Here is a 23,053-nt window from a genome sequence, read left to right on the forward strand (position 1 = left end):
AGGAAATCAGCAGATCATTACAGCCATTCACCGTTACGAATCACGCCTACCGCCAACCCTTCAATGGTGAAGTTTTGCTCGCGCAGATCGACAACGATAGGTTTAAATTCACTGTTTTCCGGCAGAAGTTCAACCTTGTTGCCCTGCTTTTTCAGGCGCTTAACAGTGACTTCATCATCAATACGGGCAACAACAACCTGGCCGTTACGCACGTCCTGCGTTTTATGCACAGCCAGTAAATCGCCATCCATAATCCCGATATCTTTCATCGACATACCGCTGACGCGCAGCAGAAAATCGGCGTTCGGTTTGAACAGTGATGGGTCAACCTGGTAATGGCCTTCGATGTGCTGCTGTGCCAGAAGTGGCTCACCGGCCGCGACACGACCAACAAGCGGTAAACCTTCCTCTTCTTCCTGCAGCAGGCGAATACCACGCGATGCGCCAGAAACGATTTCCAGTACACCTTTACGCGCCAGTGCTTTCAGGTGTTCTTCAGCCGCGTTTGGGGAACGGAACCCCAAACGCTGCGCGATCTCCGCACGCGTCGGTGGCATACCTGTCTGGCTGATGTGATCTCTAATGAGATCAAACACCTCTTGCTGCCTGGCCGTTAACGCTTTCATTCCGCCCCCTGGGTGTATATACAGTTATGCTGTGAGTATATACAGCTAAAGGCGAATTTGGAACCGCAAACTGCACAAAAAACAGGAGATTTATGAAGTTGTGGAACCTTTATCGCAAATGCGACCACAACAGGATGCCCCAGGTGATCAGAGCGACAAAAATAGAAAGCAATACTGCAGCCGATCCCATATCTTTCGCCCGGCCAGAAAGCTCGTGATACTCCGAACCTATTCGGTCGACGACCGCCTCAATGGCGCTATTCAGAATTTCAACGATCATCACCAGCATCACCGAACCAATCAGCAGTACGCGGGTAATCGCGTCAACGTCCAGCCAGCAGGCGATGGCTACCCCCAACAGTACGGCAACGCTTTCCTGACGGAATGCCGCCTCATTGATCCATGCGGCGCGGAAACCTTGCCAGGAATAGCCTGCTGCTTTGATAATCCGAGTAAATCCAGTGGTATTATTGGCCATCAAAAGAACCTTTTTACATAATTAGCGTGAGTATTATTGTATCGTTACCCTGTTTGTTTCAGGGCATAAGCAAAGCTGCGCGAAGTATGACGGGATACCACAGAAATTCACTAAACTTTCTGATATCCTTGCAGCGCATTTGCATTATTAACCAGAGGCTTTACATCGTTTATGTCCGGCTGGCCACGAATTTACTACAAATTACTGAATTTACCATTAAGCATCCTGGTAAAAAGCAAGTCTATCCCGGCGGAACCCGCCCCGGAATTGGGACTCGATACCTCTCGTCCCATTATGTACGTCTTACCGTACAACTCAAAAGCAGACTTGCTGACGCTGCGTGCCCAATGTCTGGTGCACGACCTCCCTGACCCCCTGGAACCGCTGGAGATAGATGGGACTTTGCTGCCGCGCTACGTGTTTATACACGGCGGCCCGCGTGTATTCACCTATTACACGCCAAAAGAAGAGTCCATCAAGCTGTTCCATAACTATCTCGATCTGCATCGCAGCAACCCCGATCTGGATGTACAGATGGTGCCGGTGTCGGTGATGTTTGGCCGTGCTCCAGGGCGCGAGAAAGGCGAAGTCAATCCGCCGCTGCGTATGCTGAACGGTGTACAGAAATTCTTTGCGGTGTCCTGGCTGGGTCGCGACAGTTTTGTCCGCTTCTCGCCTTCGGTCTCCCTGCGTCGCATGGCAGACGAACACGGCACGGATAAAACCATCGCCCAAAAACTGGCACGCGTGGCGCGTATGCACTTTGCTCGCCAGCGCCTGGCCGCAGTCGGCCCGCGACTCCCTGCCCGTCAGGATCTGTTTAATAAGCTGTTGGCCTCAAAAGCGATCGCCAGAGCGGTGGAAGATGAAGCCCGCAGTAAAAAGATCTCCCACGAAAAAGCGCAGCAAAACGCGATTGCGCTGATGGAAGAGATCGCCGCCAACTTCTCCTATGAGATGATCCGCCTGACGGACCGTATTCTGGGCTTTACCTGGAACCGTCTGTATCAGGGCATTAATGTTCACAATGCTGAACGTGTACGCCAACTGGCGCACGACGGACATGAAATCGTCTATGTGCCGTGCCACCGCAGTCATATGGACTACATGCTGCTGTCGTATGTTCTGTACCATCAGGGGCTGGTTCCACCGCATATCGCGGCAGGGATCAACCTGAATTTCTGGCCGGCAGGTCCGATTTTCCGCCGTCTGGGCGCATTCTTTATTCGTCGTACGTTTAAAGGCAATAAGCTCTATTCCACCGTATTCCGCGAATACCTGGGCGAGTTGTTCAGCCGTGGTTACTCGGTTGAATACTTTGTCGAAGGTGGCCGCTCACGTACCGGCCGTCTGCTTGACCCGAAAACCGGCACGCTGTCGATGACCATCCAGGCGATGCTGCGCGGCGGTACGCGTCCCATTACACTGGTGCCTATCTACATCGGCTACGAGCATGTGATGGAAGTGGGAACTTACGCAAAAGAGCTGCGTGGCGCGACCAAAGAGAAAGAGAGCCTGCCGCAAATGCTGCGCGGTTTGAGCAAGCTACGTAATCTGGGTCAGGGCTACGTTAACTTTGGCGAACCTATGCCATTGATGACCTACCTGAATCAGCATGTGCCGGAGTGGCGCGAATCTATCGATCCTATCGAGTCTATTCGCCCGGCCTGGCTGACGCCGACAGTGAATAACATTGCTGCCGACCTGATGGTACGCATTAACAACGCGGGCGCGGCCAACGCCATGAACCTGTGTTGTACCGCGTTACTGGCTTCCCGTCAGCGTTCTCTGACGCGCGAGCAGCTAACCGAACAGCTCGATTGCTACCTGAGCCTGTTGCGCAATGTGCCGTATGCTTCGGATACGACAGTGCCGACACAAAGCGCCAGTGAACTTATCGACCACGCCTTGCAGATGAACAAGTTTGAGGTTGAGAAAGACACGATCGGTGACATCATTATTCTGCCGCGCGAGCAGGCGGTACTGATGACCTACTACCGCAACAACATTGCGCACATGCTGGTTCTGCCTTCGTTGATGGCCGCGATTGTGACTCAGCACCGCCGGATTTCACGCGCCGCATTGCAGCAGCATATTGAAGCGCTGTACCCGATGCTGAAAGCAGAGCTGTTCCTGCGTTGGGAGCGTGATGAGCTTGCCGGGGTAATTGACGAGCTGGTCAACGAAATGCAGCGTCAGGGTCTGATAACCCTGCAGAACGATGAGCTGCATATCAACCCGGTTCATTCTCGCACGCTGCAGTTGTTGGCTGCGGGCGCGCGTGAAACGCTACAGCGCTATGCCATTACCTTCTGGCTGCTGAGTGCGAACCCATCCATCAACCGCAGTACCCTGGAGAAAGAGAGCCGCACCGTGGCACAACGTCTTTCCGTGCTGCACGGTATCAACGCGCCTGAGTTCTTCGATAAAGCTGTGTTCAGCTCCCTGGTGCTGACGCTGCGTGACGAGGGCTACATCAGCGATACCGGTGATGCCGAACCGGAAGAAACGATGAAGATCTATCAGATGCTGGCCGAGCTGGTCACATCCGATGTGCGTCTGACCATCGAAAGCGCAACGCAGGGCGAGTAAGCATAAAAAAACCGGTCGAAATGACCGGTTTTTATTGTGCAGGCTAAGCCAAACTCAAAGGTGCCAGTAGCTCATCGCCAGCCCTAAGAACAGCACCAGCCCCACATAGTTATTGTTCATAAACGCTTTAAAGCAGGCATCCCGTTCACGATCGACAATCAGTTTCTGCTGATACACAAACAGCGCGCCCGCCACCAGCAGTGACCAGTAATAGCCCAGCCCCAACCCGTTTAACCAGCCCACCATCGCCATCAGCGCCAGCACACCAACCTGCAGAATGCCAATAATCAGCTTGTCGTTCTGACCAAACAGAATGGCGGTTGATTTAATGCCAATCTTCAGATCGTCATCACGATCGACCATCGCATACTGGGTGTCATAGGCCACCGCCCAGAGAATGTTGGCGAGGAACATCAGCCAACAGCTCAGTGGTACAGACTCACTCACGGCGGCAAACGCCATGGGAATAGACCAGCCAAACGCCGCCCCCAGCACCACCTGCGGCAGGTGCGTATAGCGTTTCATGAAGGGATAAACCCACGCCAGTGCTAACGCGGCAACGGACAACAAAATCGTCATCGTGTTAAGAGTCAGAACCAACAGGAAGGCGAGCAACACCAGCACAACAAACAGTGTTCGGGCCTCTTTCTCCGTGACTGCACCGCTCGGTAGCGGCCGGTTTGCGGTCCGTTTGACGTGTCCGTCAAATTTCCTGTCGGCATAATCATTCACCACGCATCCGGCAGCGCGCATCAGCCACACACCGGCGACAAACACCGCCAGTATCCACAATTGCGGTACGCCGGGGGTCGCTACCCACAGCGCCCACAGCGTAGGCCAGAGCAGTAGTAAGGCACCGATTGGCTTATCCGTACGCATCAAGCGGTGAAACGCCAGCAGCTTATTCTGCGTCAGACTCCACTCCATCTTTATCTTCCTCTCAGTACAACGGCGATGCAGGCAAAAAAAGCTCGGTAAGCATCAGCGGCTTACCGCTCAGCCGCAGGCGGGAACGACGTCCCCACAACGCTGCATCGCGGCCAATCTCAATAAAATCGCGGGTCAATGTCGATGATGTAAACAAATAGCGCCCGAGCGGGGTTTTCCCCAAATTTTGTAAAGCCAGTTCGGGGCCGCACAAGGTGGATTCCGGCACGACAGTCCGACCGGCAAGCCACGGCTCACCATCCGCGCATAACAGGATTTCCCGCAACCAATAGCGGGATTCTGCCGGCAGCAACGTCAACTCTTCAGTGACCTCATTTTGCCCAACGAATCCTTCTCGTATCAATGTTACGGTGACCTGTTTTCCCTGCTGCTCAAAACGTTTGGTCATGGAATCTTCCAGTAACAACCAGTCGAGCAATTGGGGGTCAAGCGACGGGATCGCATCAAAATAACGCAGAGCACGCAGTTGCGTTAACGCGGGGTGTGGCATGCCTTACTCTCCGATTCATAACCTGAAGGCATTGTATCGCAGAAAAGGCTTTGCGGGGTGAGCAAACACGATTAAGTGATCGGTAGGGCAACATAAGTGTAACAAGTAGCATCGAAGGATAAAAAAAGGTGCGCCAGGAGACGCACCAGTTGTTGCAAAATCAACAATGTGGGGAGATGGTTACCCCTTGCCTTTTACACTGCTGATAAAGGTGGAACGGGCAGATTTGGATCCCAGACGTTCAGCTTCATCAAGCAGCTTCAGCGCTTTATCGACATCGCCTTTCGCCACGGCATCCTTAATGCCCTGGTTAAAATAACTTTCCGTGTCATTTAACATCGGCTCGCTTTTCTTCACTGGTTGCGGTGCCGGTGCGGCTACCGCGGCAGCCGGAGCCGCATAGGCCACCGCAGGCGCTGCGGTATTACCCACCGTGACAGGGCCAGGGCCGGATGAGCCAAACAGCGGCCCGACCAGCACGCTGGAGGAGGAGCTGGTTTTGACTTTCAGTTTCAGCAGACCGTCGGTGGTATGACGGGCGATCGGGTCAGGAATATCCGGAACAGCGTTGCCTACACCCTTGGCATAGGCTTTTGCCGGGTCAAGCAGGGTCGTGGTCTGCTGGAGATCTTTATCTGTGGTAAAGACCAGAACATAAAGTTTTTGCTGGCCCAGCGCTGGCGTCAGACGCATTACCCCTTCCAAACGATCGGCACTCATCACGCCGGGCTCCTGGTAGGTGAAATAGCTGCTGGGGAAGAACGCAGATGGCGTCATGTTTTGGTCAAGAATTAAGACGTTTGGCGCAAATACACTGGTTTGTTTGTTGACTTCACTGGTCAGCGTCAGGGTTAACTCACCAATATTTGCGGGTACGCTGTACGCAGCAACTGGGCCAGTAATACCAGCAACATCCAGACGCTGACCCGCTGTCGCTAGCTGTGTCGCCTGGGTTTTGGATTGATCAACCGGCGTCCAGGTTAACTGTTGTAGCGCAGCAGTGGGGATAGTTGGAGCCGCGGTGGTGTTCTGCGGAACAATATTTACATCGGCCAGGCTGATGCCAGGCGCGCTGGCAAATAACCCTGCAGATAAACAAAGGGCAACGAGACTTTTCTTCATTTTCATTGTTATCACCTCAGATAGCATGGGTTCAGCGGTGGCCAGGCAATAGCGCGCTAAACCGTAATCAAGAGGGGCTGGCGCCCCTCTTTCGGTCTTTACGTCAGGTTAGTGCTGAATTACCACCAGATTTCCATCTGGGCACCGAAGGACCACTCATCGCTGTCGCCACGGCTGGTTGTGCTGATACCAGAGTTCGTTGCAGCGGCGTATTTGGTTACGTCGTTACCATTTTTAACGTAGCCCCACTCTTCATCCCATTTGGCATAGGTTGCAAAGACACGAATTGCCGGGCGGGACCAGATGCTGTCACCCGCCTGCCACTGTTGCGCCAGGGTGATTTTGTATTGGCTGTTGCGATCGCTGGTCTGCTGAGATTTGACGTTGTCGTAACCGACTTCCAGCAGGGTGCTCATGATCGGTGTCCATTTGTACATCGGACGAATACCGACGGTGTACCATTCGGTCCCCAGGTCGTTATCCATATCGAGGTTCTGGTACATACCGACGTACATCAGATCCCATTTGTCGCCCAGGGAGATTGCACCGTGGTCAAGTACGCGGAACAGGCTACCGTTGTTATTAATAACGTTATTGGCGTAATTCGTTTTACTACCGTCTGGGTTAGTAACGGTGATGGAGGATGAACCGTAAGACCCTTGGTTCAGACCTTTACCCTGAGTGGTCATAGAATCTGTCGCGTACTGAACAACAAACTTGTTGTAGCCCTTCAGCATGCTCTGGGTATGTTCAGCGGTGAACATCCAGCCGTCTTTAGATGCGCCGTCTGCCAGGTGGTAATCATCGGTGGTATTCGCACGGCCATAGTCAACGCCCAGTTCCAACATCCCATCCGGGTTAGTTGCCAACTGCGCTAAACGAACGTCAAATACGTCGTTGGCGGTGTCTTTGGTACGATCATAGATATTCTGGCTACTGAAAGCGTATGAACCACCCGCTTCCTGTGAACGGCTCGCGGCCAGAGACAGTTTACCGAAGCCCAGATCGATGTTTTCAATACCAGCACCAGGACCTGAAATATCCCAGTAGTAGAAGTCGATCATGTGAACGTCATGACGCTGATAGAAGCGCTTACCGGCCCAGATAGTGGAGCCTGGCAGCCATTCAATCAGGTTTTTACCCTGCACGTTGGCTTCACGGAAGGCCGGGTCAGTCCCTTCCCAGTCATTCTGCTGTGCGACGGAATAGGCAACGTTAGTGTCGAAGTAGAAGCTCTTATCGCCTTCTTTCCACACTTCCTGGCCCAGCTTAATTTCGGCATAGGTTTCACATTCGTTACCGAGACGGTATTTACTTTGGGCACCGGTTGCCTGGAAACATTGTTGTTCGCCGCCACTACCTGTCCAGCCGATACCGGAACGAGCATAACCATGGAAATCGACAGCCATTGCCTGAACAGACATAATGCCTGCCGCCACAGCAACCGCCAGAGGGAGCTTGCGCAGAGTAATCATCGTTCTATCTCCTGAGATCATTGCTTTTCTTTAAACGCTTCACCTTGACGGTTTTGCGCTTTTTTTTAATGGGATACCTTAAACGCCCGGCTCCTGGTGCAACCGACGACATGCAGTGCCATCCTCACGGAACAGATGGCAACGCTCTGGCGGCAGGCCGATAGCGAATGTGGCACCCTCTTCTACCAACACCACGTCGTTCTGGCGGTAAACCAGGTTCTGACGGATGGCGGGGATCTGGATATGGATTTGTGTTTCGTGACCCAACTGCTCGACTACCTGTACTTCACCTTCGAGGGTGACATCAGCAATATCGCTGGGCAGCAGATGTTCCGGGCGAATACCTAAAGACATATTGGCGCCGACCTGCACCGCACGGCTTTCCACTGGTAGCCATATTTGCTGGCGGTTAGGCAGCTCAACCTGAACCTGATCGATCGCCGTTGCCGTCACTTTCACCGGCAGGAAGTTCATCTTTGGCGAACCAATAAACCCGGCAACAAAGCGGTCAGCCGGGTAGTGGTACAGCTCCAGGGGTTTACCGACCTGCGCGACGCGGCCGGCATCCAGCACCACAATTTTGTCGGCCAGGGTCATCGCTTCGACCTGATCGTGGGTGACGTAAATCATCGTGCGGCCAAGACGCTTATGCAGGCGGGAGATTTCAATGCGCATCTGGACGCGCAGTGCGGCATCGAGGTTTGACAGCGGTTCGTCCAACAGAAAGACACGCGGCTCTGCAACCAACGTACGGCCAATCGCCACACGCTGACGTTGTCCACCAGAGAGCGCTTTGGGTTTGCGCTCCAGCAGATGGGCCAGTTGCAGCACTTCCGCGACCTGATTAACACGCTGATTCATCACCTCTTTTTTCGCGCCAGCGAGTTTGAGGCCGAATGACATGTTTTCGGCGACGGACAAATGGGGATACAGCGCATAGGACTGGAAGACCATCCCCACGCCACGTTCGGCAGGTGGAATGTCATTCATCCGGGTCTCCCCGATGAACAAATCACCACTGGTGATGGTTTCAAGTCCGGCGATCATACGCAGCAAGGTTGACTTACCACAGCCTGACGGTCCGACAAACACCACGAATTCCCCTTCGTGAATGTCGAGATTGATATCTTTCGATACCACCACGTCACCCCAGGCTTTCGTTACATTTCGCAGCTGTACGCTCGCCATGCCCTTCTCCCTTCGTTACAACCTGTCATCGACAGCAACATTCATTGATGGATTGACTATGCGTTATCCCTTAACGGCGTGAATCCTCCACCCCCCAGCTTTTTTATGGGGGAGGAGGCGGGAGGATGAGAGAGCAGCGTCTGAGACCCTGGCTGTACGCCGTGGAGGAATTTCGTGATGTCGCTTGCAAAAATCAGTGGGTTTTTATGTGCGCCAGTACGCATTACTCACATTTATGTAACACAGATCACATAAAGAACGGGTGGGGCGTAGGGGTAAGGAGGATGGAAAGAGGTTGTCGTATAAAGAAACTAGTCACCGTTAAGCCACCTCTGCAAAATCACCAAACAGGATGGGAACTATGAAAATCAAAACTGGCGCACGCATCCTCGCATTGTCCGCATTGACGACGATGATGTTCTCCGCCTCGGCTCTCGCCAAGATTGAAGAAGGTAAGCTGGTTATCTGGATTAACGGCGATAAAGGCTACAACGGCCTCGCTGAAGTGGGCAAGAAATTCGAGAAAGACACGGGTATCAAAGTCACCATTGAGCACCCTGACAAGCTGGAAGAAAAATTCCCGCAGGTTGCCGCGACCGGTGATGGCCCGGACATTATCTTCTGGGCGCATGACCGTTTTGGTGGTTACGCACAGTCTGGCCTGCTGGCCGAAATCACCCCGGACAAAGCGTTCCAGGACAAACTCTATCCGTTCACCTGGGATGCCGTACGCTATAACGGCAAGCTGATTGCCTACCCAATCGCGGTTGAAGCGCTGTCGTTGATTTATAACAAAGACCTCGTTCCGAACCCGCCAAAAACCTGGGAAGAAATCCCGGCGTTGGATAAAGAGCTGAAGGCAAAAGGCAAATCTGCACTGATGTTCAACCTGCAAGAACCGTACTTCACCTGGCCGCTGATTGCTGCCGACGGTGGTTACGCATTCAAGTTTGAAAACGGCAAGTACGATGTGAAAGACGTCGGCGTGGATAACGCTGGCGCGAAAGCCGGTCTGACCTTCCTGGTTGATCTGATCAAGAACAAACACATGAACGCGGATACCGACTATTCCATCGCTGAAGCGGCCTTTAACAAAGGCGATACCGCGATGACCATTAATGGCCCGTGGGCATGGTCGAACATCGACAAGAGCAAAATCAACTACGGCGTAACGCTGCTGCCAACCTTCAAAGGTAAAGCGTCTAAACCGTTTGTTGGCGTGCTGAGCGCCGGTATTAACGCCGCCAGCCCGAACAAAGAACTGGCGAAAGAGTTCCTCGAAAACTACCTGCTGACCGATCAGGGTCTGGATGAAGTAAACAAGGACAAACCGCTGGGTGCCGTTGCGCTGAAATCCTTCCAGGATCAATTAGCAAAAGATCCACGCATCGCTGCCACCATGGATAACGCCCAGAAAGGCGAAATCATGCCGAACATACCGCAGATGTCAGCATTCTGGTACGCCGTTCGTACCGCAGTGATCAACGCAGCCAGCGGTCGTCAGACCGTCGATGCCGCACTGAAAGATGCACAAGGTCGTATCACCAAGTAGTGCTGTAGCGCACGTGCCGGATGGCGGCATCAATGCCTTATCCGGCCTACAACTTACCGTAGGCCTGATAAGCGCAGCGCCATCAGGCACGCTGACCAACAGGTTTTCATTGTTGTTGAGGATTGAACCCCATGGATGTCATTAAAAAGAAACACTGGTGGCAAAGCGACACACTGAAATGGTCAGTGATGGGTCTGCTTGGGCTGCTGGTCGGTTACCTTGTTGTTTTGATGTACGCTCAGGGGGAGTACCTGTTTGCCATCATGACGCTGATTTTAAGCTCTGCTGGCCTGTATATTTTCGCTAACCGTAAAACCTATGCCTGGCGTTATGTTTATCCTGGCGTCGCCGGTATGGGGCTGTTTGTTCTGTTTCCATTGGTTTGCACCATCGCGATTGCCTTTACCAACTACAGCAGCACCAACCAACTGACCTTTGAACGTGCTCAGGAAGTCCTGATGGATCGTTCTTATCAGGCAGGTAAAACCTACAACTTTGGTCTGTATCCGGCGGGTACGGAGTGGCAACTGGCTCTCACCGACGGTGAAACCGGCAAGAATTATGTTTCCGACGCCTTCAAATTTGGCGGCGAACAAAAACTGCAACTAAAAGAAACGGATGCCTTGCCAGCGGGCGAACGTGGAACGCTGCGTATCATCACGCAGAATCGCCAGGCGCTGAACCAACTGACCGCCATCCTGCCGGATGAAAGCAAAGTGATCATGAGCTCGTTGCGCCAGTTCTCCGGCACGCAACCGCTCTATACTCTCGCTGACGACGGCACGCTCACCAACAACCAGAGCGGCGTAAAATACCGTCCAAACAGCGACATTGGTTATTACCAGGCGATTAATGCCGACGGGAGTTGGGGTACAGAAAAGTTAAGCCCTGGCTATACCGTGACCATCGGCTGGGATAACTTCACCCGCGTGTTTACCGACGAAGGTATCCAGAAACCGTTTTTCGCCATCTTTGTCTGGACGGTGGTCTTCTCCGTTCTGACCGTGATCCTCACCGTGGCCGTCGGGATGGTGCTGGCTTGTCTCGTACAGTGGGAGTCTCTCAAAGGTAAAGCGGTTTACCGTGTGCTGCTGATTCTGCCGTATGCCGTGCCGTCGTTTATCTCGATTCTGATTTTCAAAGGGCTGTTCAACCAGAGTTTTGGTGAAATCAACATGATGCTGAGCGCACTGTTCGGTATCAAACCGGCCTGGTTCAGCGACCCCACCACCGCGCGTTCAATGATTATTATCGTCAACACCTGGCTGGGCTATCCGTACATGATGATCCTGTGCATGGGTCTGCTGAAAGCGATTCCTGACGATCTGTATGAAGCCTCGGCAATGGACGGCGCAGGCCCGTTCCAGAACTTCTTTAAGATTACGCTACCGCTGCTGATTAAGCCGTTGACGCCGCTGATGATCGCCAGCTTCGCCTTTAACTTTAACAACTTCGTGCTGATTCAACTGTTGACCAACGGTGGCCCGGACCGTCTTGGCACCACCACGCCTGCAGGCTATACCGACCTGCTCGTCAGCTACACCTACCGTATCGCCTTCGAAGGCGGCGGCGGTCAGGACTTCGGTCTGGCAGCAGCAATTGCCACGCTGATCTTCCTGCTGGTGGGTGCGTTGGCGATTGTTAACCTGAAAGCCACACGAATGAAGTTTGATTAAGGGAGACAACGAACATGGCTATGGTACAACCCAAATCTCAGAAACTGCGTCTCTTAACAACGCACCTGCTGTTGCTGATTTTCATCGCAGCGATCATGTTCCCGCTGCTGATGGTTATCGCTATCTCGCTGCGCGAAGGTAACTTCGCCACCGGTAGCCTGATCCCGGAAAACATCTCCTGGGAACACTGGAAACTGGCGCTGGGCTTTAGCGTTGAGCACGCAGATGGCCGTGTGACGCCGCCGCCGTTCCCGGTACTGCTGTGGCTGTGGAACTCAGTGAAAGTGGCCACCATTACCGCGATCGGTATTGTGACGCTTTCCACCACCTGTGCTTACGCCTTTGCCCGTATGCGCTTCCCCGGCAAAGCAACCCTGCTTAAAGGGATGCTGATTTTCCAGATGTTCCCAGCGGTGCTGTCTCTGGTCGCGTTATATGCCTTGTTTGACCGCCTGGGCCAGTACATTCCGTTTATTGGTCTGAACACTCACGGTGGCGTGATCTTCGCCTATCTTGGCGGTATTGCGCTGCATGTGTGGACGATTAAAGGCTATTTCGAAACCATCGACGGTTCGCTGGAAGAAGCGGCCTCGCTGGACGGCGCGACCCCGTGGCAGGCCTTCCGCCTGGTGCTGCTGCCACTTTCCGTTCCGATTCTGGCGGTGGTGTTTATTCTGTCGTTCATTGCCGCTATTACCGAAGTCCCGGTCGCGTCACTGCTGCTGCGTGATGTGAACAGCTACACCCTTGCGGTAGGTATGCAGCAGTACCTCAATCCACAGAACTATTTGTGGGGCGACTTTGCCGCCGCAGCTGTACTTTCAGCTATTCCGATCACGCTGGTATTCCTGCTGGCGCAGCGCTGGCTGGTCAACGGCCTGACGGCGGGTGGTGTGAAAGGTTAAGTTTTACCGAAGTAAACGCCCGGCAACGGGCAATGCCACTGCAACCCTCAACTTATGTTATCCCAACCTGTGACTGTTATTCGGCGCTCTACGGAGCGCCATTTTTTATGTTATTTTGCATTACGTTTACGATTATTTCCTTTCGTGCTCCCCATCACTGCAATTCTATTTTTCACCTGAAAATAAACCAATTAAACGGAATTAAGATCACAGAAAAGACAAAACGTAATTGCAATGTAAAAAATGATAATTGTCTTCCCTGCCTGTTAAATTCACCATCACGGCACTGATCAAAAGAGCTGTACCCTCTAAGGCAGGTCTGAATGAACACTCAATATAATTCCAGTTATATTTTTTCGATTACATTAGTTGCAACTTTAGGAGGACTATTATTCGGTTACGACACTGCTGTCATATCCGGAACGGTAGAATCCTTAAATACCGTATTTGTCGCGCCACAACACTTAAGTGAATCCGCCGCTAACTCGCTGTTGGGTTTCTGTGTTGCCAGTGCGCTGATTGGCTGCATCATCGGCGGTGCGCTGGGCGGCTATTGCAGTAACCGCTTTGGTCGCCGGGATTCGCTGAAAATCGCTGCGCTGTTATTTTTTATTTCCGGCATCGGATCCGCATGGCCAGAATTAGGTTTTACCACCATTAACCCCGATAATGCTGTGCCTGTTTATTTAGCAGGGTACGTCCCCGAATTCGTTATTTATCGCATCATCGGTGGTATTGGCGTAGGTTTAGCTTCCATGCTTTCACCTATGTATATTGCTGAGCTAGCTCCGGCACATATTCGTGGAAAACTGGTTTCCTTTAACCAATTCGCGATTATTTTTGGCCAGTTGCTGGTGTACTGCGTTAACTATTTTATTGCCCGTTCTGGCGATGCCAACTGGCTGAATACCGATGGCTGGCGATATATGTTCGCCTCCGAAAGTATCCCCGCCCTACTGTTTTTACTGCTGCTGTATACCGTACCAGAAAGCCCACGTTGGCTGATGGCGCGCGGCAGACATGAACAGGCAGAAAGTATTCTGCGCAAGATTATGGGTAGCACACTCGCCACTCAGGCCATGCAGGAGATTAATCAGTCACTCGAGCATGGTCGCAAAACCGGTGGGCGTCTGTTGATGTTTGGTGCAGGCGTGATCGTTATTGGCGTGATGTTATCTATCTTCCAGCAATTTGTCGGCATCAATGTCGTGCTGTACTACGCACCAGAAGTCTTCAAAACGCTTGGAGCCAGTACCGACGTGGCGCTATTGCAGACCATCATTGTCGGCGTAATCAACCTGAGCTTCACCGTGCTGGCTATCATGACGGTAGACAAATTTGGTCGCAAACCGCTGCAGATCATTGGCGCACTCGGCATGGCAATTGGGATGTTCAGCCTCGGTACCGCGTTTTACACGCAGGCTTCCGGCCTGGTGGCGCTGCTGTCGATGCTATTTTACGTTGCGGCATTCGCCATGTCCTGGGGACCGGTTTGTTGGGTGTTGCTGGCAGAAATCTTCCCCAATGCGATTCGCGGTAAAGCGCTCGCCATTGCGGTTGCGGCCCAGTGGCTGGCGAACTACTTCGTCTCCTGGACCTTCCCGATGATGGACAAAAACTCCTGGCTGGTTTCCCATTTCCACAACGGTTTCTCCTACTGGATCTACGGTTGTATGGGCATCCTGGCGGCGCTATTCATGTGGAAGTTCGTACCGGAAACCAAGGGCAAAACGCTGGAAGAACTTGAAGAACTGTGGGAGCCCGCAGCAGAGAAAGCGAAGCCTGCCTCTGCGCAGTAACCCTGAGCAGCAACACGCCGCAGCCCGATTGCGGCGTGTTGTTTTTTTACTCTCGCTTCAGCCGTTTGGAATTACACAGCCACAGGGTGATCACCAGCAGCAGGATCGCCGCGGAATAGATCAACACATCCATGGGTGCTTTATGATCGACAATGATCAACCGCACAATCGCCGTGATCCCGATATAGACAAAGTAGCGCAGCGGAAAGTGAAACCCTGACTGAAAGTACTTCACAATCAGCGCGATAAATTCAAAGTACAGGAAGTAAACCACCAGCCCTTCCACCAGCTCATATTTGCTGGTTTGTTCCGGCGCGAACAGCACATCTGCCAGATGCAGCGTTTCTTTCCCGAGGAATACGACCAGGATCAGGCCCAGACTCAGCAGCCCCAGATTCAGCACGGTCTGCAAGATGGTGGAGATAAACTCCACGCGGGGACGAGATAGCGACGTCATAACAGCACCTCTTACTCAGTGGCGAGGTTCCTGTATAACGCAAAAATGTGACAGAGATCTACATTTTTGTTTATATTTTGTTCGCACAACGGTTCTTGCCGGATGCCGGTTTTGCCTTATCCGACCTACCGTAGGCCCGGTAAGCGTAGCTCCACCGGGCGATCAACCTTCACATTAACGGAAGTTCTCGCTCCGGTCGCTGGTCATATCGTACAAACCAAACTTACGCCCAAGCTGCTGACCACCATCACGCGTTAACGGTGTCCAGCCTATCGCCGCACGACTGCGGGTTGGACCAGAGGAGAAAAGATCCAGCGGCACGGAAACGTACACCCCTTTGGTGAAATCCCCCTCTCCGTACTCGTCCGGCGATGCATTCGTGATGGTCGCATAACCGCCAACAACCACGCCGCTATCGAAGCGTTTCGCAATTTCCAGTGTGCCGCCCTTGTCCCCCGCCAGATATTGCCCCACGCTGGCTTTCACCAGAACATCCTGGGCAAACGAAGGATTCCAGTACGCGGTCAAATGCCCGGTCTTCACGCTGTAGTCGGTGAATTTCATCATGTCCTGCGCGCTACGCCAGTCACGCTGTTTCACGTAGTTGGCGTCAACGCCAAACGCCCAGTTGCTGTCCAATGGACGGTACAATATTTCCGCGCCCGCCCCACCGTACATGGTTTCCAGATAACCGCCGTAAACCTGTCCGTAGAATCCGTTACCGAGAGACTGGAAGTAATTGGCCTGCAGGTTATTCACGTAGACGTCGTTCTGTACATACTCACGCACATGGGTACGCACGCGTGGCAAATGCGAATCCTGCGGTGGGTTAGTGTAGTTAAACTTGTCGTAGTTATTGGCGAGATTGGCAAACAGGCTACCGGTAGTCAGCAGATGATCGGTAACCCACAGATCCGCCGTGCCCATCACGCCCAGTTGATACATATAGAAATTTTCCGGGCCGCCCACCGACTGGTTAAGTACCGGATCGATGTGAAAATCGAAACGTGATTTGTCGATATACCAGCCCTGCTCGGTGGTTTTCGGCACCACCGGCTCCACGCGTTTTTGCGCCAGTTGAGTCTCATGGCCCAACGGCTCGCCTTCCAGATGGCGCTTGAGGCTGGAAACTTCTGTTTCGGTCGTCACCTGCGGCAAGTTAAGGCGATTTTCCGTAATACGGATCGTGCGGATCCCGTCGGGAAGATCGTTCATCACGATCCGGTTCGCACGTTCGATCCCTTCACGCGAATCACGGTATTTCACCTGTTCGCCGGTCACATACAGCGTATCGCCCTGCACCTGAATTTTAGGATCCGCCAGCCCGGCGTTATATTTCAGCAACGTTAGCTGATTCGCCACCACCGAATGTTGCAGGATGGCATCCTGCGGCTGCGGCTGGTATTTCGGGCGGGCGTTGTCGTTATAGTGTGGTCGCAGATCGTTAAAGTTAGTCCGCAGCGTGACCCCAAACATAAAGGTGTTGCCGCGCTCATAGCTGAGGTTAACGTCGGCCCAATCGGTGACGCGATAAATAGCGCCGACGTTAAACTTGCTCTTCTGATCCAGCTTGCCCGCAAAATCCTGCTGATAATTATTACCCTCATACTCCAGTTTCAGGCGCAGCGGCTGCCAGGGTGTCTGATACTCTACGCCGCCAAACAGCGATGCCGGGCCGTGGAACATCTGGCTACCGTCAATGGAACCCGCCTGTTTGTAGCTGTTATCGCGATGACAGAATTTATCGCTGTATGAGCAAAACGGATTGCTGACGTTGCCGCTGGTCCCGAGGTATCCCCAACCGAGACCGAGCGAGAAATCAAACGGTCCCCAGGCTTTGTTCGCCACAATATACTCCGCATCGAACAGGCCGGTTCCGCCGATATCGCGTGCCCCCACCGCCACCTGTGGCATCCAGTAGCTCTCTTCCCACAATCGCAGCTTCAGGTCGAAAGCCTTATCCTTGTATGTCTGATCGCCTGAAAACGACTCCACGCTGCTGTATTTTTTGGTGCGCACATCGGTATAGCGCAGGGTCGTTTCCAGCCACGGGAACAGTTGCACCGACGCGGAGTAGTAGCGGTACTGATCGTTATCGCGGTAGTTGAGGCTCATTTCGCCTTCACGGGCCATACGTGCGGTTGGGGTTTGCAGCAGCCCTACGCCGCCAAAATCAGACTGGGAAGGACCAATCGGCGCAGGATAAGTTTCACCGTGACAGGCCGCGCTGATACCCAGCGCCAACAGGCTGAGCAGATAAGTTTTTCTCATTATTCGGGTATCCGCTGGGTCAGGGTGCGAAGAATGTCGGCATTGATTTCATCCGGGGTGCTGCTCCAGACAGAGTCCGACAGCCCGACAAAAATGATGCTGCCGGGCATCGGCTCAATGTGACGTTTGTTCCAGTAGGCGACCGCTACTTTTTGTGTGCGTCCGTCGGGATAGACAATCCAGGCGTAGCTACGATCCGCGCCGCTGAGCCGACGCTGCCCATCGAGATAGCTGGCAACATCACGTCCGGGTATAAACGGCTGCTTACCCGGGTGGCTTAGCAAACCCAGCAGCGTGATATCCGTGGGCTGCGGCCCAACCCACAGCGTGTAATTGCCCTGCAATGGCGGGTTGCCTCGCTCGCTGACACGCACCACATCCGGGTCAAGATTAATCGTCTGTCTGCCGGTCACCTTAAGCGCCTGAATTTGCTGGCGTAACGCGTTGATAGCCGCGGCATCGTTACCACTTTCTTCAGCGCTCAGCGCCGCCAGGCGCGCCAGTAATGCCTGCTGTTGACGTTGTGCCTCAGCCGTTGCCTGCTCTTCGCCAATCACCGCACCTGGCCACCAGCTATTCGCCAGCTTCGGTTGACCCACCAGATCGACCAAATGCTCCGCGCCGGTCAACGTTTTTGCTTCGGTGCTGCCTGTCGTGATCACTTTTACACTGCCCGCAGCAAAAACAGATGCCGTGCACAGGCTGAATGTCAGCGCGGTAATCATTTGTTTCATCATGGTTTTGCCGCCTTAATCAGCGTGGTTTTCACCGGGAAGAAACCTGCGCCAAGATACTGTTCTGACCGGCGAATCATGCCGTCACTGTCTACCCAGTAGCGGTTATGCCAGCGCGTTTGATCGGTGGTGACGTCTTCATCGAGGATCCGTACAGGCGTTTCATCGCTGCCGACCTTGATGGTGTCAGCACCATCCCATGTGAAAACCGAGCGGGCGGTGGCATAGCGTACCTGCTGATGCTCGGTCCAGCCCATCGTGCGAGACCACGTTGCGCCATCGACTATCTGATTGGGCTTACTAAGCGGGTCGGCAGCCAGATTATTCACCTCGATGAGGTTGTCTCCGTCGAGCTGTGTTTTCACAATGCGCCCATGCTGCGTGACAAGAATGGCCCGATCCTGAGTCACCCATTTCTGCTGTCCGTTTTCCGCGAACGCGAGTACCACAAACAACTGGGGACCGCCGTTGAGCTGCATATACTGGCTGGCGTAAGGCATATTTTGGATTTCATTATCCGTCATCTGTACGCCGGGAGTCCCAAATACGCTATCCCACAGCGAATGCCCCAACCCTTCGGTGGTGGCTGAGCACGCCTGTAGTAGCAGGCAAACCATTATGAGCGCTGGTCGCTTCACGACGTTTCTCCGCATTATTGCCGGGTGGCGCGACGCTTACCCGGCCTACAAATCCCACAGACTTTTGGCAATTCCAAAATAACCACACCGAAGTGTGGTTAGAATTAAACGTACCTTTATTACTGGGTACTGGTGGTTGTCGTGGTGGTGGTTCCGGTATTAGAACCATCGCCGCCACCGGTTGCCGCCAGGGCAACCCCCACCGCAGAACTTACGGTGCTCACGCTGGTCGCGGAGGAACTTCCCGCCGAAACCGACGCGGCAGCCGACCCTGCAGCCTCCCCCACCTGAACGGGGGCGGCATAGACAGACGTCGCCGCAAGCGCAGATATAGCCCACAGGCCATACACAACTTTTTTCATCACAAATTCCCTTCATTGCATGAATGGAGATTTACCCAAAAGAATTTCGGGCGAGATCGAGTATACACAAGCCAAAGTGTGCAAATTACGCCACAGGGGAATTTAGGATAATTAGATAACAAGAGAGAAAATAATTAGAATTTGATAATAAAATTAAAATAATCAATCAGTTAAAATATATAAATAGAAAATGCAATATCCGGTAAATCTGAAAACATCAGAGACAGGACAACGTTGAATGAATTATTTTAGGATTAAGCTCAATTAAGAAATGAAGCAAAGACGCAGATATCCTGGAGCATTCTTATAAAAAAGCCGATATTAATATCGGCTTTTTTATTTCATTAATGCCGGATGGCGGCTAAACGCCTTATCCGGCCTACAAGAGTGTCCTGTAGGCCTGATAAGCGTAGCGCCATCAGGCACGCCAGGACTTATAACGGTTAATCAAACCGTTGGTAGAACTATCGTGGCTGCTCACTTCGGAACCATCTTTCAGCTCTGGCAGAATACGGTTCGCCAGTTGTTTACCCAGCTCAACGCCCCACTGGTCAAAGGTGAAGATGTTCAGGATCGCGCCCTGAGTGAAGATTTTGTGCTCGTACAGCGCAATCAACGCACCCAGGCTGAACGGCGTGATTTCGCGCAGCAGGATAGAGTTAGTTGGACGATTACCTTCAAACACTTTGAACGGCACAACGTGGTCCAGGGTTGCCGGATCTTTACCCTGGTCGCGATATTCCTGCTCAACCACTTCACGAGACTTGCCGAATGCCAGCGCCTCGGTCTGCGCGAAGAAGTTAGACAGCAGTTTCGGATGGTGATCCGACAGCGGGTTGTGGGTGATGGCCGGGGCGATGAAATCGCACGGAACCATTTTAGTCCCCTGGTGAATCAGCTGGTAGAACGCATGCTGACCGTTAGTGCCCGGCTCACCCCAGATGATTGGGCCAGTCTGGTAATCCACGGCGTTGCCGTTACGGTCAACGTATTTACCGTTGGATTCCATGTTGCCCTGCTGGAAATAGGCCGCGAAACGATGCATATACTGGTCGTACGGCAAAATCGCTTCGGTTTCAGCACCGAAGAAGTTGTTGTACCAGATACCGATCAGCGCCAGCAGCACCGGCAGGTTTTTCTCCGCTGGGGTGGTGGAGAAGTGTTTGTCCATTGCGTGCGCACCAGAGAGCAGCTCAACAAAGTTGCCGAAGCCCACGGACAGGATGATGGACAGACCAATTGCAGACCACAGGGAGTAACGACCGCCAACCCAGTCCCAAAACTCGAACATATTGGCAGTATCAATACCGAACTCGCCAACCGCTTTACCGTTAGTGGAGAGCGCTGCGAAGTGTTTGGCTACGTGCTTGTTGTCGCCAGCGGTCGCCAGGAACCAGTCGCGCGCGCTGTGGGCGTTGGTCATAGTTTCCTGGGTGGTGAAGGTTTTAGACGCGACCAGGAACAGCGTGGTTTCCGGATTCACTTTTTTCAGCACTTCGGCAATGTGCGTACCATCGACGTTAGACACAAAGTGCATATTCAGGTGATTTTTGTACGGACGCAGCGCTTCGGTCACCATGAACGGGCCGAGGTCAGAGCCGCCAATACCGATGTTCACGACATCAGTAATGGCCTTGCCGGTATAGCCTTTCCAACTGCCGGAGATAATCGCTTCAGAGAAGGATTTCATCTTTTCCAGCACCGCATTCACTTCCGGCATCACATCTTTGCCGTCAACGATGATCGGCGTATTGCTACGGTTACGCAGCGCCACGTGCAGCACGGCACGGTCTTCAGTACGGTTGATTTTCTCACCGGAGAACATGGATTTGATGGCACCCGCCAAATCGGTTTCTTTTGCCAGATCCTGCAGTTTAGCCAGTGTCTCTTCAGTGATGCGGTTTTTGGAGAAATCCACCAGCATCAGATCGTCAAATGTCGCGGAAAACTTAGTGAAACGATCGCTATCTTTCGCGAACAGATCCGCGATAGTAACGTCTTTCATCTCTTCAAAGTGTTTTTGTAGTGCCTGCCAGGCTGAGGTCTGCGTTGGATTGATGTTTTTCATTAGCAATACTCTTCTGATTTTGAGAATTGTGACTGAGATCGATTGTAACGCCAGCCACAGAAAAGTGTGATTGTTTTAATGCCATTGCCAGGGCATCCGCCAAACGTAGCTAAAAAGTATAGCTGTTATAAGTACTGTTACTCAGCGCTAACACAGCATGAAAAATCCGCATAATCCCAGCGTTGACAGTACAGGCTACACATTTTATTTATAAATACGGTATTTGCATTTGCGCCTGCACCGGTTTCCGTTCTGCCTTTGTGCCATGGTCGCTCTATTCATTCCCTGACACGAGGTAGTTATGACTGATGTAGTTGTCTCCAAATTTGGCGGTACCAGCGTGGTGGATTTTGATGCCATGAATCGCAGTGCTGATGTCGTGCTTTCTGATGCTAACGTACGTTTAGTGGTGCTGTCCGCTTCGGCGGGTATTACTAACCTGCTGGTCGCGCTGGCAGAAGGTCTGGAGCCAACCGAGCGCTTCGAAAAACTCGACGCCATTCGTCAAATTCAGTTCAATATTCTGGAACGCCTGCGTTATCCGAACGTCATCCGTGAAGAGATTGAACGTCTGCTGGAGAACATCACCACGCTGGCAGAAGCGGCGTCACTGGCGACCTCAACCGCACTAACCGACGAACTGGTCAGCCACGGGGAACTGATGTCTACCCTGTTATTCGTCGAGATCCTGCGTGAGCGCAACGTGCAAGCGCAGTGGTTTGACGTGCGTAAAGTGATGCGCACCAACGATCGTTTTGGCCGCGCAGAGCCCGACGTTGCGGCGCTGGCCGAACTGGCAGCCATTCAGCTTGCCCCACGGTTGAACGAAGGTCTGGTCATTACTCAGGGCTTTATCGGCAGCGAAAGCAAAGGCCGCACCACCACGCTGGGACGCGGCGGCAGCGATTATACCGCCGCCTTACTGGCAGAAGCCCTGCACGCAACGCGCGTCGATATCTGGACCGATGTTCCCGGCATTTACACGACCGATCCACGTGTCGTTCCGGCTGCGCAGCGTATTGATGAAATCGCTTTTGAAGAGGCCGCGGAAATGGCGACCTTTGGCGCGAAAGTGCTGCACCCGGCAACCCTGTTGCCTGCCGTACGTAGCGATATCCCGGTATTTGTTGGCTCGAGCAAGGATCCAAAAGCAGGCGGCACGCTGGTGTGCAATAAAACCGCGAATCCACCGCTGTTCCGGGCGCTGGCCTTGCGCCGTAAGCAGACGCTGCTGACGCTGCATAGCCTGAATATGCTGCACTCTCGCGGCTTTTTGGCGGAAGTGTTCGGCATCCTGGCACGCCACAATATCTCGGTCGATTTAATTACCACATCCGAAGTCAGCGTGGCGCTGACGCTGGATACCACTGGTTCAACTTCCACCGGCGATACACTGCTCACGCAGTCTCTGCTGATGGAGCTGTCGGCCCTGTGCCGGGTTGAAGTTGAAGAAGGCCTGGCGCTGGTGGCATTGATTGGTAACGACCTGTCCAAAGCCTGCGGCGTGGGTAAAGAGGTGTTCGGCGTACTGGAGCCGTTCAATATTCGGATGATTTGCTACGGCGCGTCCAGCCATAACCTGTGCTTCCTGGTGCCCGGTAGCGAAGCCGAGCTGGTGGTACAGAAGCTGCACCATAATTTGTTTGAATGAATCGACGTCAACGCCCGATGG

At 53.1% G+C, this 23,053-nt stretch carries 19 protein-coding genes; 6 read left to right on the forward strand and 13 right to left on the reverse strand.

Annotation, left to right across the window (positions count from 1 at the left end; translation table 11 throughout):
- Nucleotides 1-17: 17 nt before the first annotated feature.
- Both lexA and I6L54_RS23360 read right to left on the reverse strand, forming a co-directional pair.
- Nucleotides 18-626 (reverse strand): transcriptional repressor LexA, encoded by a 609-nt coding sequence (gene lexA / locus I6L54_RS23355; RefSeq protein WP_003826596.1) that lies wholly within the window; start codon nt 624-626, stop codon nt 18-20.
- A gap of 109 nt (nt 627-735) precedes the next feature.
- On the reverse strand, nt 736-1,104 hold the full coding sequence (locus tag I6L54_RS23360) for a diacylglycerol kinase (RefSeq protein ID WP_005132664.1): 369 nt from the start codon (nt 1,102-1,104) through the stop codon (nt 736-738).
- A gap of 171 nt (nt 1,105-1,275) precedes the next feature.
- On the opposite strand from I6L54_RS23360, the gene plsB reads away from it, so the two are divergent.
- Nucleotides 1,276-3,696, forward strand: coding sequence for a glycerol-3-phosphate 1-O-acyltransferase PlsB (plsB, locus tag I6L54_RS23365; RefSeq protein ID WP_005132666.1), 2,421 nt, complete (start codon nt 1,276-1,278; stop codon nt 3,694-3,696).
- A gap of 54 nt (nt 3,697-3,750) precedes the next feature.
- Here plsB and ubiA read toward each other — a convergent pair whose 3' ends face one another.
- From ubiA to malK, 5 genes are all read right to left on the reverse strand, one after another.
- Nucleotides 3,751-4,623 (reverse strand): 4-hydroxybenzoate octaprenyltransferase, encoded by an 873-nt coding sequence (gene ubiA / locus I6L54_RS23370; protein ID WP_005132667.1) that lies wholly within the window; start codon nt 4,621-4,623, stop codon nt 3,751-3,753.
- A 13-nt stretch (nt 4,624-4,636) separates the two neighbouring features.
- Entirely contained in the window at nt 4,637-5,134 is a 498-nt protein-coding gene (gene ubiC / locus I6L54_RS23375) for a chorismate lyase (RefSeq protein WP_005132668.1), read from the reverse strand.
- Between the two features lie 180 nt (nt 5,135-5,314).
- Nucleotides 5,315-6,262 (reverse strand): maltose operon protein MalM, encoded by a 948-nt coding sequence (malM, locus tag I6L54_RS23380; protein ID WP_005132669.1) that lies wholly within the window; start codon nt 6,260-6,262, stop codon nt 5,315-5,317.
- A gap of 113 nt (nt 6,263-6,375) precedes the next feature.
- Nucleotides 6,376-7,731, reverse strand: a complete 1,356-nt coding sequence (locus I6L54_RS23385; protein ID WP_005132671.1) for a maltoporin — start codon at nt 7,729-7,731, stop codon at nt 6,376-6,378.
- A 78-nt stretch (nt 7,732-7,809) separates the two neighbouring features.
- Entirely contained in the window at nt 7,810-8,919 is a 1,110-nt protein-coding gene (malK, locus tag I6L54_RS23390; protein ID WP_005132674.1) for a maltose/maltodextrin ABC transporter ATP-binding protein MalK, read from the reverse strand.
- A gap of 361 nt (nt 8,920-9,280) precedes the next feature.
- Here malK and malE point away from each other — a divergent pair, with 361 nt between their 5' ends.
- The 4 genes from malE to xylE all read left to right on the forward strand — a co-directional run bounded on the left by malE (nt 9,281) and on the right by xylE (nt 14,851).
- Entirely contained in the window at nt 9,281-10,471 is a 1,191-nt protein-coding gene (malE, locus tag I6L54_RS23395; protein ID WP_003031680.1) for a maltose/maltodextrin ABC transporter substrate-binding protein MalE, read from the forward strand.
- 131 nt (nt 10,472-10,602) lie between these two features.
- Nucleotides 10,603-12,147, forward strand: a complete 1,545-nt coding sequence (malF, locus tag I6L54_RS23400; protein WP_005132677.1) for a maltose ABC transporter permease MalF — start codon at nt 10,603-10,605, stop codon at nt 12,145-12,147.
- A 14-nt stretch (nt 12,148-12,161) separates the two neighbouring features.
- Nucleotides 12,162-13,052, forward strand: coding sequence for a maltose ABC transporter permease MalG (gene malG / locus I6L54_RS23405; RefSeq protein WP_005132680.1), 891 nt, complete (start codon nt 12,162-12,164; stop codon nt 13,050-13,052).
- A gap of 323 nt (nt 13,053-13,375) precedes the next feature.
- Entirely contained in the window at nt 13,376-14,851 is a 1,476-nt protein-coding gene (gene xylE / locus I6L54_RS23410; RefSeq protein WP_040229820.1) for a D-xylose transporter XylE, read from the forward strand.
- A gap of 46 nt (nt 14,852-14,897) precedes the next feature.
- Here the strand turns inward: xylE and psiE are convergent, their stop codons facing one another.
- The 6 genes from psiE to pgi form a co-directional block, all read right to left on the reverse strand.
- A complete protein-coding gene (gene psiE, locus I6L54_RS23415; RefSeq protein ID WP_003031674.1) occupies nt 14,898-15,308 on the reverse strand; it encodes a phosphate-starvation-inducible protein PsiE in 411 nt (136 codons plus the stop codon).
- A gap of 174 nt (nt 15,309-15,482) precedes the next feature.
- Nucleotides 15,483-17,579 (reverse strand): YjbH domain-containing protein, encoded by a 2,097-nt coding sequence (locus I6L54_RS23420; protein WP_040229823.1) that lies wholly within the window; start codon nt 17,577-17,579, stop codon nt 15,483-15,485.
- Nucleotides 17,579-18,316: a capsule biosynthesis GfcC family protein gene (locus I6L54_RS23425; RefSeq protein WP_040229825.1), complete on the reverse strand. Its 738-nt coding sequence runs from the start codon at nt 18,314-18,316 to the stop codon at nt 17,579-17,581. The genes I6L54_RS23420 and I6L54_RS23425 overlap by 1 nt, the downstream gene beginning before the upstream one ends.
- A complete protein-coding gene (locus tag I6L54_RS23430) occupies nt 18,313-18,951 on the reverse strand; it encodes a YjbF family lipoprotein (protein WP_040229826.1) in 639 nt (212 codons plus the stop codon). The genes I6L54_RS23425 and I6L54_RS23430 overlap by 4 nt, the downstream gene beginning before the upstream one ends.
- Nucleotides 18,952-19,070: 119 nt before the next feature.
- A complete protein-coding gene (gene yjbE, locus I6L54_RS23435) occupies nt 19,071-19,313 on the reverse strand; it encodes an exopolysaccharide production protein YjbE (RefSeq protein ID WP_040229828.1) in 243 nt (80 codons plus the stop codon).
- Between the two features lie 418 nt (nt 19,314-19,731).
- Nucleotides 19,732-21,381: a glucose-6-phosphate isomerase gene (pgi, locus tag I6L54_RS23440; protein WP_040229829.1), complete on the reverse strand. Its 1,650-nt coding sequence runs from the start codon at nt 21,379-21,381 to the stop codon at nt 19,732-19,734.
- Between the two features lie 301 nt (nt 21,382-21,682).
- On the opposite strand from pgi, the gene lysC reads away from it, so the two are divergent.
- Complete coding sequence (lysC, locus tag I6L54_RS23445) at nt 21,683-23,032, forward strand: lysine-sensitive aspartokinase 3 (protein WP_040229831.1); 1,350 nt, start codon at nt 21,683-21,685, stop codon at nt 23,030-23,032.
- Nucleotides 23,033-23,053 lie beyond the last annotated feature (21 nt).

This window comes from Citrobacter pasteurii (assembly GCF_019047765.1).
GTDB classification, from domain to species: Bacteria; Pseudomonadota; Gammaproteobacteria; order Enterobacterales; family Enterobacteriaceae; genus Citrobacter; species Citrobacter pasteurii.

Bases quoted from the DNA above. Each gene is read 5' to 3' on its own strand.
- lexA (WP_003826596.1), bottom strand. From the start codon at position 626: ATGAAAGCGTTAACGGCCAGGCAGCAAGAGGTGTTTGATCTCATTAGA.
- I6L54_RS23360 (WP_005132664.1), bottom strand. From the start codon at position 1,104: ATGGCCAATAATACCACTGGATTTACTCGGATTATCAAAGCAGCAGGC.
- plsB (WP_005132666.1), top strand. From the start codon at position 1,276: ATGTCCGGCTGGCCACGAATTTACTACAAATTACTGAATTTACCATTA.
- ubiA (WP_005132667.1), bottom strand. From the start codon at position 4,623: ATGGAGTGGAGTCTGACGCAGAATAAGCTGCTGGCGTTTCACCGCTTG.
- ubiC (WP_005132668.1), bottom strand. From the start codon at position 5,134: ATGCCACACCCCGCGTTAACGCAACTGCGTGCTCTGCGTTATTTTGAT.
- malM (WP_005132669.1), bottom strand. From the start codon at position 6,262: ATGAAAATGAAGAAAAGTCTCGTTGCCCTTTGTTTATCTGCAGGGTTA.
- I6L54_RS23385 (WP_005132671.1), bottom strand. From the start codon at position 7,731: ATGATTACTCTGCGCAAGCTCCCTCTGGCGGTTGCTGTGGCGGCAGGC.
- malK (WP_005132674.1), bottom strand. From the start codon at position 8,919: ATGGCGAGCGTACAGCTGCGAAATGTAACGAAAGCCTGGGGTGACGTG.
- malE (WP_003031680.1), top strand. From the start codon at position 9,281: ATGAAAATCAAAACTGGCGCACGCATCCTCGCATTGTCCGCATTGACG.
- malF (WP_005132677.1), top strand. From the start codon at position 10,603: ATGGATGTCATTAAAAAGAAACACTGGTGGCAAAGCGACACACTGAAA.
- malG (WP_005132680.1), top strand. From the start codon at position 12,162: ATGGCTATGGTACAACCCAAATCTCAGAAACTGCGTCTCTTAACAACG.
- xylE (WP_040229820.1), top strand. From the start codon at position 13,376: ATGAACACTCAATATAATTCCAGTTATATTTTTTCGATTACATTAGTT.
- psiE (WP_003031674.1), bottom strand. From the start codon at position 15,308: ATGACGTCGCTATCTCGTCCCCGCGTGGAGTTTATCTCCACCATCTTG.
- I6L54_RS23420 (WP_040229823.1), bottom strand. From the start codon at position 17,579: ATGAGAAAAACTTATCTGCTCAGCCTGTTGGCGCTGGGTATCAGCGCG.
- I6L54_RS23425 (WP_040229825.1), bottom strand. From the start codon at position 18,316: ATGATGAAACAAATGATTACCGCGCTGACATTCAGCCTGTGCACGGCA.
- yjbE (WP_040229828.1), bottom strand. From the start codon at position 19,313: ATGAAAAAAGTTGTGTATGGCCTGTGGGCTATATCTGCGCTTGCGGCG.
- pgi (WP_040229829.1), bottom strand. From the start codon at position 21,381: ATGAAAAACATCAATCCAACGCAGACCTCAGCCTGGCAGGCACTACAA.
- lysC (WP_040229831.1), top strand. From the start codon at position 21,683: ATGACTGATGTAGTTGTCTCCAAATTTGGCGGTACCAGCGTGGTGGAT.